Source organism: Mesorhizobium sp. M7A.F.Ca.ET.027.02.1.1 (genome assembly GCF_004022985.1).
In the GTDB taxonomy this organism is placed as follows: domain Bacteria; phylum Pseudomonadota; class Alphaproteobacteria; order Rhizobiales; family Rhizobiaceae; genus Mesorhizobium.
In genome coordinates this window covers 1-10,529 of sequence record NZ_RZOL01000209.1, presented here as the reverse complement: position 1 = coordinate 10,529, position 10,529 = coordinate 1, and the positions used below count along the sequence as shown (strand labels likewise).

The following is a 10,529-nucleotide window of genomic DNA, read 5'->3' as shown; positions in this document are numbered from 1 at the left end:
CCAAGGGCAGCTTCATTTTCTATCCGAATCCATTCTATCGTCCCTGACATCCTGACGGGCCACGTGGCCCGTCAGGATGTCAGGGACGATAGAATGGATTCGGATAGAAAATGAAGCTGCCCTTGGCTGCAAGCTCGGCCACAATGTTGGTGACTGTATCCTGCATGCGACGGTGCAGCTCGGCAACCGCATCGTCGATAGAGTCCGTATGCTCATGCAACCCCAGTGCCTCCGGCACCCGGATGTGGGCGCAACGCGGCCCGACCGGCTGCGGAACGAACCGATTCATCGTGTCGCGCAGCCCACCTCGACAATAGTCGTTGCGGATCCGCTTCAGATGTTCGGCGATATCCTCCTGCGTGATGCGCGGATTGGCGCAGGCCCAGGGTCCGACGCGTTGCAGCCTCTGAACCCTATCCGCGAGCGCGCGGACCTGCCTTTGCCGTTCCGCATCGTCGGTGTTTTCGCGCTGCCAGCGACGCGCACGCCGCAGAAGCTCTGCGGTGTCGATGATGGCAGCGTCGAATGAGATGCTTTCGCCGAGTCGGCGGCCGAGTTCAGCAACCAACGCCTGCTGGCGCTCCGCATAGGTTGCGCCTTCGTCGGATGGCATGCCCGATGCTGCTTCATCGCGGGCCAGCAGCGCCGAATAGACATTGTGGATGCGCTGCGGGAGCGTGTCGGTCGCACGCCGTTCTATTTTCAGGCTTTTCTCGACATAAGCGCATTCCTTCGCCAGCGCCGCTTCGACATTCCCGGTGAAGGCGAGCTTCCAGACGACTGGCGCGATCCAGACCTTGAAATCGGGATCCGTGGCCCGGCCGCGCTTGAGGGCCTCGAGCCCCATCTCGACGGCACCCGGCAGCAAAGGCGCAACGACATTGGCATGCCAGCCGACGCCGCCTTCGGGATGCAGTAGCACGCCATGGCCCTTCAAGGCCCAAGCGACGGAGTGTTCCTTGGCTGCCCCGCTATTGCCGGGAATCTGAGCGATCAGGTTGTTGGCCAGCCAGAACTTCTGCATCAGCCGGCCAAGGCCGTTGACGACACCATTGGTTGCCCATGAGGCCGTGAGCGGGCTGACCTGCGATACGATTTCCTTGTCGATCATCCAGTCGGTGAAGAACTCGGGATGATTGGGCGTGATGAAGGTCGCCTTCCCTGCCCCGCAACTGGCCTTCAGCCGCTCAAGATCGGCGGGGGGAAAGTCGATATGGCGGACATTTGAGACGCCGCGCAGACCGGCCAGGCGATTGAACGGCAAGATATCCCGAAATCCGGGAATGCCGCGCAGCATGACGATCCGGTTGACGGATGTCATGGCCCTGATCAGTGCCGGGTTGGGCCGCGGCGCCACGAATGTATCGATCCTGCTCAAGCTGATCCCCCTCGCGCCTGGACGCCGGGGAGAGGTTGAGAGACGATTGCGGCACGTTCAAGTCGATCGTTACGACCACGCTGCGTCGTGGTAAATCAACTGCCTAGCCCGGCACTATTTGGCGGGACAGGGTTTCGTCTGGTCGAACAGCGACAGGTTGACCAGCTTGCCGGTCATCGAGAAGTCGCCATAGTCCATGACGAGATCGCGGGTGATGCCGTTCTCATGCAGCTTGAAGCTGATACGGTATTCCGGCACCTCTTCGCCCGTCTTGTTGGTGTCGTCGAAATAGGCGATATCGACCGGCCAGTATTTGTCGGTGGCGAGCTTTGCCAGTGCCGAAGCTTCCGGGTCGGCCTTGTCGGCATCGGTTTTCTTGCCGACCACGACGGTGGTGGTCATCACCTTGTTGGCGTCTTCGGAACCGTCGAACAGGTTGGTTTCGTAAAAATTCTCGCCCTTTTCGGCCTTGCCGATCAGCTCGACCAGATGCTGGGTCGGGAATTGGGTTGTCGCCAGCTCGACGCTGTTCTTTTCAGGCTTGTCGATGTCGACCTTCAGGCCCTTGGTCTCTTTGGTGGCGATGCCCTTGACCTCTTTGTCGAGATTCTGGTCGACGAAGGATTTTGTCACGAACGAAAATGTCTTGCCTTCGGCGTCCTCGAAAGTGGTCGTCTGCTGGTCGGTCAGCCTGGTGTTGTCGGCGGTGACGATCTGGGTGACGAAGCGGAATTTCACCGTATAGCCTTCGCAGGCCGAGCCATTGAACTCATAGACCATGCGGCCGGATATGCCTGTGATGCCGGACTGATCGGACGCTTTTTTCAAGGTAAGATCGTAGACGGCGCGGTGGGCTTGCAACGCCGGCGCTGCGAAGGCAGGGCCTATCGAGAAGACCCCCGACAACAGGACGGCATGGAATGCGAGGCGCGTTGCGCGCATGAGGTACTCCGATCGTCGCGACTGATGGCAGGCCGCAGGGAAAGATGGTCCAGCTTAAAAAAAGTCGTGGCGGAAGCGAGGCAAAAATAGCAATTTCGGCCCGGCCGGCGCGGCGTCACCAAGCAATAGGGAAATACCATGAGTGAAACAATCGAAAAGCGGCTAAGCGATCTGGGTGTGACGCTTCCCGTCGCCGCCGCGCCCGCCGCCAACTACGTGCCCTATTGCCGGACCGGGAATCTGCTGTTCACCGCCGGGCAATTGCCGCTCAAGGACGGCAAGCTGCAGGCGAGCGGGCTGTTAGGTCGCGATCTCGATACCGCAGGTGGCAAGGATGCGGCAAAATACTGCGCGATCAACATCCTGGCGCAGGCCAAGGCAGCACTCGGCGACCTCGAGAAGATTAGCCGTCTGGTGAAGATCACCGTTTTCGTCGCCTCGACACCTGAGTTCGTCGAGCAGCATCTGGTTGCCAACGGCGCCTCCGATTTCCTGGTGGCGGCCCTTGGCGAGCGTGGCAAGCATGCACGCTCCGCCGTCGGCACCGCCTGCCTGCCGCTTAATGCCGCAGTGGAAATCGAAGCCGTCTTCGAAATCGAATGAGCCAGGGGACTGATATGACCGACCTATCCTGGCTGACCGCCCGGCCCGTCGCCCATCGCGGGTTCCACGACATGAACAAGACGCGCTGGGAAAACACGCTGTCGGCCTTCGCCGCGGCCGCCGAACGCGGCTATGCCATCGAATGCGACGTCCACCTGTCGTCCGACCGCGTTCCTGTCATCATCCATGACGGAGATCTCAAGCGCCTGACTGGCCAGGATGGTTTCGTCTGGCAGCGCACCGCAGCAGAACTCGCGGCGCTCAGGGTCGGTGGCACGGCGGACCATGTGCCGACGCTGCAGGAAGCGCTTCACCTGGTCGACGGCCGCGTGCCATTGGTGGTCGAGTTGAAAGGCACGCCCGGCTATGACGAAGGCCTGGTGGCAAGCGTCGGCAAGATGCTCAAGCGCTACAAGGGCAAAGCGGCGATCATGTCGTTCGACCACTGGCTGGTCCGCGATTTTCCGAAAGACGCGCCGGGTATCCCCGGGGGTCTCACCGCCTACGGCAAGGACGTCGGGCTGATCGAGGCGCATTTCGCCATGCTGGCGCACGACATCGCCTTCACCTCCTACGCCGCCGGCGACCTGCCGAACCCATTCGTCAGCTTCGTGCGCGAAAGGCTGAAAATGCCTGTTATCACCTGGACGGTGCATGACCAGCCGGCGGTCGACCTGACCTTCAGATATGCCGACCAGATGACGTTCGAGGGGTTCGAGCCCGATCTGGTCAAAGTCGCCTGAGTGTCTGAAACGTGACTTGTACCAGGCCGGACGGAGCTTAAATAAGCCTCATGGATCAGGGCGACGAGGGTGACGGACAAACGGCCAATGCGGACTATTCGATCCGCGTCGCCGCTGGCATTGGCGCCTTCACCTGTGATGAATGGAACGGCTTTGCCGGAACCGCGCGCGGAGATTCAGAAACCAGTTACAATCCTTTGGTTTCCTTCTCTTTTCTAAGTGCGCTCGAAGATTCTGGATGCGCCGTGCGGCGCACCGGCTGGCAGGGCCATCACCTCAGGCTGGAGGACGGGCAAGGCAGATTGCTGGGCGTGGTGCCCTGTTATCTCAAATCGCACAGCCAGGGCGAATATGTGTTCGATCATGGCTGGTCGGATGCCTTCGAGCGCGCCGGCGGCCGTTACTATCCCAAACTGCAAAGTGCCGTGCCGTTCTCCCCGGTCACCGGCCCTCGCCTGCTGGTCAGCAAAGGCGAGGACAGCGCCAAAGTGAAGGCCGGTCTCGCGGCGGGCCTGAAGGCGGTGACGCAAAAACTCGGCGTCTCTTCCGCGCATGTCACCTTCGCGCAAGAGAGCGATGTGGAAGTGCTGGAAGCGGCAGGCTTCCTGCACCGCACCGACCAGCAATTCCATTTCTTCAACGAAGGTTTTTCGACCTATGACGACTTCCTCGCCACCCTTGCCTCGCGCAAGCGAAAGGCGATGAAGAAGGAAAGGCGTGAAGCGCTTGCCCCAGGCATTTGGATCGATCGGCTGACCGGCAAGGACCTCACGGAGAAGGCCTGGGACGATTTCTTCGCCTTCTACATGGACACCGGCAGCCGCAAATGGGGTCGGCCCTATCTCAACCGTCAATTCTTCTCGCTGATCGGCGAACGCATGGCCGACGACATCCTGCTGGTGATGGCCAGGCGCAATGGGCGCTATATTGCCGGCGCCATCAATTTCATCGGCTCGGACGCACTCTATGGCCGCAACTGGGGCTGCATCGAGGACCATCCCTTCCTGCATTTCGAGGTCTGCTACCATCAGGCGATCGACTTCGCCATAGAGCGCAAGCTGAAGGTGGTCGAGGCGGGCGCGCAGGGCGAGCACAAGCTGGCGCGCGGCTACCGGCCGGTGACCATGCATTCCGCGCACTACATTGCGCACCCCGGCCTGCGCAACGCCGTGGCCGACTACCTCAGGCGCGAACGCCACGAGGTGGAGCGGATGAGCGAATATCTGGAAGAGCACACCCCGTTCCGCAAGGATCTCGAGGAGTAGCGGCCGCGTCGCCCGATGATCGATTTTCCAATCGTCTTGCCGATTTTCGGCGGCTTCGCTACACGAAAGGCACAATCTGGAGCGTTCGCCATGATCGAGGCCGCCTACGACACCGACAACATTTTCGCCAAGATCCTGCGCGGCGAAATTCCTTCGCACCGTGTCTATGAGGATGAAGCGGTCATCGCCTTCATGGATGTGATGCCGCAGGGGCCGGGCCATACGCTGGTGGTGCCGAAAGCGCCGTCGCGCAATCTGCTCGACGCCGACCCGTCAATTTTCGGCCATCTCTTAAGCGTCGTTCAGAAAGTGGCGCTGGCGGTGAAAAAGGCCTTTGGCGCCGACGGCGTCACCATCATGCAGTTCAATGAGCCGGCATCGGGGCAGACCGTCTATCATCTGCACGTACATGTCATTCCGCGCTTCGACGGCATCCCGCTGAAGCCGCACACGGGAGGAATGGAGAAGCCGGAGGTGCTGACCGAAAATGCCGAAAAGATCCGGACTGCGCTCGAAAATTGAGAAACGCGAGGTCAGCCGATGTGGCGGACCGGGTCGAGAATATCGAACTGACAAGCGCCGTTCAGCCGAGAAGACGATTCTAGTGCCCGGGCGTGCCGGCGCCGGGACTCAACCGTTTGCAACTCTAATCGTCTGATTAGGAAATATTGAACCGTCTGACGGTAAAATGGTAACGGCGTGGCGAGCTGGGCTTCAAAACCATGGAACATTCGGTTGCGGCATCGGCCCCACTGACGGGGGCCATTGTCGGACGTGCTTTTCCTGGCATCTTGGCGGATGCCTTTTGGCGACACCGGCTGCTGCACGCTATGGCTACCGCTGCGCTGCTTCTGGCAAGCGCAGTCGGGTGGCACACTGGAAACATGCCGGATTTCGGCGTTCTGGCGGAATACGCCGAGTATCTTTTCATCGCCTTCTGGATTTGCGGCTCAGCCCTTGCACTTGGGACGCTTTTCCACCTTGCGCTGGTCCAGCGGGAAACCGAACCGCTGCACACCTTCCTCAAGTCACTGGGTAGATTCTTTGGCGATGCCGAACGCATTGCCAACAGCCTGAATGGCTTGGGTGCCGGTCTTGCCTTCATATCCGCGATCGGTGTGTTGAAGGGAGCCATTGCAATCCTCTCTCCGTTTGCATGGGACAAAGCATTGGCTCACGCCGATCGCATCCTGCATTTCGGTCGAGCCCCGCACGAATGGTTGTGGTTTGTCGTCCAGTCGCCGCTTGCATTGAAAATCATCAACATCGCGTACAATTTCTGGTTCGTCGTGCTCATCATCGCGGTTTTCACCGTGTGCATCACACGAAAGGATACGAAGCTGCGTCATCAGTTCCTGATGAGCTTCATGACGGTGTGGACACTGGGCGGCTTTTTCCTCGCGATGGGCCTGTCGTCGGCTGGCCCTTGCTTTTACGAGCAATTGGGGTTCGGCAACGACTTTCACCCCCTCATGCAAGCACTTGCCGTTGCCGATCGCGTCTATCCGATCTGGGCGCTCAGCACGCAGGATATGCTGTGGAGTGGCTATACCGGCGCAACTACCGGCAGCGTCGGCATATCCGCCTTCCCATCCCTGCACGTTGCGATGGCGGTGCTGTTTGCCCTCTATGCAACACGGCGGTCTCGGCTGGCCGGTCTTGTGATGTGGTTATTCGCCGGCGTCATTATGGTCGGTTCCGTCGTGCTTGGCTGGCACTATGCCTTGGATGGCTATGCGGGTGCATTCCTGATGATCGCGATCTGGAAGGTGTGCGGATATTTGGTGGCCCGTTTCTCGCCGGACCGCATGGCCGCTGAAATCGAGAGCTCCACCATGCAATCGCCGGCGGTTTGCGGGCTGTAAATTCGCCGATCTGGGCGACCCCGCCTGCGGCGGCCATGCCGGTCAAAACGGCTCAAGGGCCGCGCTGGATGGGTTGGATAGTTTCTGAAACGCTGTTGGATACGGTGCTTGCCGAAGCTTCTCTGCGATCGTATCCGCGCATTGCCCAGGGCTGAGGAGCGAGGTATCGATCTCCAGATCGTACACGCCGGGCCGGTGGACCTCTTCTTGCCACAGACGCACGGGCAGCGGCACGGGAACATCTGATGAGCCGGTTACATATTCCTTGTCTGCCGCGCTGGCTGCACGCCTTTCCATGATGATTTCCAGCGGGCAGCGAACACCGACAAACAGCACCGGCAGACCTACAAGCCGGCGCGCGCAATCGGCCACAATGTGAAGTGGCTTCGAATAGGCATCGTGATGGCCGACATCCGCCACGACATTCAGCCCCAGCCGGCTGTGGGCGGCGATCGATTCGTAGAGCCCGGCGTGAAATCCGGGCACGAGGGCCTCAAGGTCGGGACGCTCGCCGCCGAGCCGCAATCCTATCCCAGGCCGATAGCGTGCCGGCGTAGCCTGCTCGTAAACGTCGACGCCGAGATTGATCCAGACGCCATCGAAGCGCTCCTGAACAGCTCTGGCGATGCTTGTTTTTCCCGATCGCGGCGCACCGTTCAGGATGATGATCTGGCCGCTCATGCCCCTCCTCCTTGCAAACGAAAAAAGCCCCGTTTCCGGGGCTTTTCGACTTTCCTCAAGGTCAGTTCTTTCTGGGCAGTTGCGGGACGAGACTGCGCTTGCCGCCGTCCTTGCCCTTGGCTTCGGGCTTCTGCGCCACCAGCTTCTTGGCCGCCGGCTTCTTCGCTACGGCCTTTCTGGGCTTCGGCGTTTCTTCCGGCTCTTCCTTCTTCGGCTTCACCGGCGCCTCGTCGGCCAGCGATTCGAGCTTCAGGCCGGTCTCGCCGGTTTCCTTCTTCTCGACGGTGACGCGCACCGTGCCGCCCTTCTTGAGCTTTCCGAACAGCACCTCGTCGGCCAACGGCTTCTTGATATGCTCCTGGATCACACGGCCGAGCGGCCGCGCTCCCATGCGCTCATCATAACCCTTGTCGGCGAGCCAGGCGATCGCATCCGCCGACAGGTCGAAGGTGACGCCACGCTCGGAAAGCTGGGCCTCGAGCTGCATGACGAACTTCTGCACCACCTGATGGATGACCGGCACCGGCAGCGAGCCGAACGGGATGATCGCGTCGAGCCGGTTGCGGAACTCCGGCGTGAACAACCGGTTGATCGCCTCCACATCGTCGCCTTCGCGCTTGGTCGAGCCGAAGCCGATCGCCGCGCGCTGCGCATCCGACGCGCCCGCATTGGTGGTCATGATCAGGATCACATTGCGGAAGTCGATCTGCTTGCCGTTATGGTCGGTCAGCTTGCCGTGGTCCATCACCTGCAACAGGATGTTGAACAGGTCCGGATGCGCCTTCTCGACCTCGTCGAGCAACAGCACGCAATGCGGATGCTGGTCGACGCCGTCCGTCAGAAGACCGCCCTGGTCGAAGCCGACATAGCCCGGAGGCGCGCCGATCAGCCGCGAGACGGTGTGGCGTTCCATATATTCCGACATGTCGAAGCGGATCAGCTCGACGCCGAGCGAGGCGGCCAACTGCTTGGCCACTTCGGTCTTGCCGACGCCGGTCGGGCCGGAGAACAGGTAGGAGCCGATCGGCTTCTCCGGTTCGCGCAGGCCGGCACGTGCCAGCTTGATCGCCGAGGTCAGCGCGGTGATCGCAGTGTCCTGGCCATAGACGACGCGCTTCAGCTCGATATCGAGGCCCTGCAGCACCTTCTCGTCATCGGCCGAAACCGTCTTCGGCGGGATGCGGGCCATGGTGGCGATCGTCGCCTCGATCTCCTTGATGCCGATGGTCTTCTTGCGCTTGGCTTCCGGCACCAGCATCTGCGAGGCGCCGGTCTCGTCGATCACGTCGATCGCTTTATCCGGCAGCTTGCGGTCGTTGATGTAGCGTGCCGACAGCTCCACCGAGGCCTTGATCGCCTCGTTGGTGAACTTCACCTTGTGGAACTCCTCATAATAGGGCTTGAGGCCCTTCATGATCTCGATGGCGTCCTCGATGGTCGGCTCGTTGACGTCGATCTTCTGGAAGCGCCGCACCAGGGCACGGTCCTTCTCGAAGAACTGGCGGAATTCCTTGTAGGTGGTCGAGCCGATGCAGCGGATCGCACCCGACGACAGCGCCGGCTTCAACAGGTTGGACGCATCCATGGCGCCGCCTGAAGTAGCCCCTGCCCCGATGACCGTGTGGATCTCGTCGATGAACAGCACGGCGCCAGGATAGTCCTCGAGCTCCTTGACGACCTGCTTCAGCCGTTCCTCGAAATCGCCGCGATAGCGCGTGCCGGCGAGCAGCGTGCCCATGTCGAGCGCGAAGATGGTGGCGTTGTGCAGCACTTCGGGAACGTCGCCCTCGACGATGCGCTTGGCCAGACCCTCGGCGATCGCCGTCTTGCCGACGCCGGGGTCGCCGACATAGAGCGGGTTGTTCTTGGAGCGGCGGCACAGCACCTGGATGGTGCGGTTGATCTCGGATTCGCGGCCGATCAGCGGATCGATCTTGCCGGCCTTGGCCTTGTTGTTGAGATTGACGCAATAAGCCGTCAGCGCGTCCTGCTGCTGCTTCTTCTTGCCGCCTTCCTCTTGCGGCTCGGCGCCGTTCTGGCCGCCCTGCTCGTCATCGGCACCGCGCGGCGAGCGTGTCTCCGACGCGCCCGGACGCTTGGCAATGCCGTGCGAGATGTAGTTGACCGCGTCGTAGCGGGTCATCTGCTGTTCCTGCAGGAAATAGGCGGCATGGCTCTCGCGCTCGGCGAAAATGGCGACGAGCACGTTGGCGCCCGACACTTCCTCGCGGCCGGACGACTGCACATGGATCACCGCGCGCTGGATGACGCGCTGGAAACCGGCGGTCGGCTTGGAGTCCTCGTCGTAACCGGTGACGAGGTTGTCCAGCTCGGTGTCGATATAGGTGAGAACCGTGTGCTTGAGCTCATCGAGATCGACATTGCAGGCGCGCATGACGGCGGCCGCCTCGGTGTCATCGATGAGCGCGAGCAGCAGATGTTCTAGGGTTGCATATTCATGGTGCCGCTCATTGGCGAGCGTCAGCGCCTGGTGAAGCGCCTTTTCCAGGCCTTGGGAGAAAGCCGGCATGTTACCTCACTTCTTCTCCATCACGCATTGCAGCGGATGCTGATTCTGTCGGGCGAAATCCATGACCTGGGACACTTTGGTCTCGGCCACCTCGAATGTATAGACCCCGCACTCGCCCACTCCATGATTGTGAACATGAAGCATGATGCGTGTGGCGGCTTCGCGATCCTTCTGGAAAAAACGCTCCAGCACGTGAACCACGAACTCCATCGGAGTGTAGTCGTCGTTGAGGATGAGGACCCGATAAAGGCTGGGCTTCTTGGTCTTGGTTTTGGTGCGCGTGATGACGGCCGTCCCACGGCCGGCCCCATTGCCGTTACCGTCGCCGTCTTGCATTCGCACCACTCGTCTCGTGGCAGTCAAACCTGAAGTCACGTATTCCTGCCTCTTTCGATTCCCCATGCGAGTTCGACATGTAGGTGTTCGATGTACGATTTTAAGCCCTTCTGGTTAGCTGACAATATGGCTAGGTCACCAACTTGGACGATTTTCGCAATCGTGAAGGGGCGCGGGGCTCTGGAA

General features: G+C 60.8%; 10 protein-coding genes. 5 read left to right on the top strand and 5 right to left on the bottom strand.

Going from position 1 to position 10,529, the window contains the following annotated elements; all coding sequences use genetic code 11:
* Positions 1-79: 79 nt before the first annotated feature.
* Positions 80-1,378: a hypothetical protein gene (locus EN749_RS21495; RefSeq protein ID WP_127810468.1), complete on the bottom strand. Its 1,299-nt coding sequence runs from the start codon at positions 1,376-1,378 to the stop codon at positions 80-82.
* Between the two features lie 114 nt (positions 1,379-1,492).
* Positions 1,493-2,320, bottom strand: coding sequence for a cell envelope integrity EipB family protein (locus EN749_RS21490; RefSeq protein WP_127269019.1), 828 nt, complete (start codon positions 2,318-2,320; stop codon positions 1,493-1,495).
* 138 nt (positions 2,321-2,458) lie between these two features.
* Between EN749_RS21490 and EN749_RS21485 the strand changes: the two genes are divergently transcribed.
* The 5 genes from EN749_RS21485 (at position 2,459) to EN749_RS21465 (ending at position 6,796) form a co-directional block, all read left to right on the top strand.
* Entirely contained in the window at positions 2,459-2,923 is a 465-nt protein-coding gene (locus EN749_RS21485; protein ID WP_027036670.1) for a RidA family protein, read from the top strand.
* A 14-nt stretch (positions 2,924-2,937) separates the two neighbouring features.
* Complete coding sequence (locus tag EN749_RS21480; protein WP_127395821.1) at positions 2,938-3,666, top strand: glycerophosphodiester phosphodiesterase; 729 nt, start codon at positions 2,938-2,940, stop codon at positions 3,664-3,666.
* A gap of 50 nt (positions 3,667-3,716) precedes the next feature.
* Positions 3,717-4,931, top strand: coding sequence for a GNAT family N-acetyltransferase (locus EN749_RS21475; protein WP_127810469.1), 1,215 nt, complete (start codon positions 3,717-3,719; stop codon positions 4,929-4,931).
* Between the two features lie 93 nt (positions 4,932-5,024).
* Complete coding sequence (locus tag EN749_RS21470; protein ID WP_189367640.1) at positions 5,025-5,453, top strand: HIT family protein; 429 nt, start codon at positions 5,025-5,027, stop codon at positions 5,451-5,453.
* A gap of 200 nt (positions 5,454-5,653) precedes the next feature.
* Positions 5,654-6,796, top strand: a complete 1,143-nt coding sequence (locus EN749_RS21465) for a phosphatase PAP2 family protein (RefSeq protein ID WP_245491470.1) — start codon at positions 5,654-5,656, stop codon at positions 6,794-6,796.
* A gap of 42 nt (positions 6,797-6,838) precedes the next feature.
* Here the strand turns inward: EN749_RS21465 and EN749_RS21460 are convergent, their stop codons facing one another.
* The 3 genes from EN749_RS21460 to clpS all read right to left on the bottom strand — a co-directional run bounded on the left by EN749_RS21460 (position 6,839) and on the right by clpS (position 10,343).
* Positions 6,839-7,477, bottom strand: coding sequence for a chloramphenicol phosphotransferase (locus EN749_RS21460; protein WP_127396923.1), 639 nt, complete (start codon positions 7,475-7,477; stop codon positions 6,839-6,841).
* 61 nt (positions 7,478-7,538) lie between these two features.
* A complete protein-coding gene (gene clpA / locus EN749_RS21455; protein ID WP_127258970.1) occupies positions 7,539-10,007 on the bottom strand; it encodes an ATP-dependent Clp protease ATP-binding subunit ClpA in 2,469 nt (822 codons plus the stop codon).
* A gap of 6 nt (positions 10,008-10,013) precedes the next feature.
* On the bottom strand, positions 10,014-10,343 hold the full coding sequence (gene clpS, locus EN749_RS21450; RefSeq protein WP_023812950.1) for an ATP-dependent Clp protease adapter ClpS: 330 nt from the start codon (positions 10,341-10,343) through the stop codon (positions 10,014-10,016).
* Positions 10,344-10,529 lie beyond the last annotated feature (186 nt).

Bases quoted from the DNA above. Each gene is read 5' to 3' on its own strand.
- EN749_RS21490 (WP_127269019.1), bottom strand. From the start codon at position 2,320: ATGCGCGCAACGCGCCTCGCATTCCATGCCGTCCTGTTGTCGGGGGTC.
- EN749_RS21475 (WP_127810469.1), top strand. From the start codon at position 3,717: ATGGATCAGGGCGACGAGGGTGACGGACAAACGGCCAATGCGGACTAT.
- clpA (WP_127258970.1), bottom strand. From the start codon at position 10,007: ATGCCGGCTTTCTCCCAAGGCCTGGAAAAGGCGCTTCACCAGGCGCTG.
- EN749_RS21460 (WP_127396923.1), bottom strand. From the start codon at position 7,477: ATGAGCGGCCAGATCATCATCCTGAACGGTGCGCCGCGATCGGGAAAA.
- EN749_RS21485 (WP_027036670.1), top strand. From the start codon at position 2,459: ATGAGTGAAACAATCGAAAAGCGGCTAAGCGATCTGGGTGTGACGCTT.
- clpS (WP_023812950.1), bottom strand. From the start codon at position 10,343: ATGCAAGACGGCGACGGTAACGGCAATGGGGCCGGCCGTGGGACGGCC.
- EN749_RS21465 (WP_245491470.1), top strand. From the start codon at position 5,654: ATGGAACATTCGGTTGCGGCATCGGCCCCACTGACGGGGGCCATTGTC.
- EN749_RS21480 (WP_127395821.1), top strand. From the start codon at position 2,938: ATGACCGACCTATCCTGGCTGACCGCCCGGCCCGTCGCCCATCGCGGG.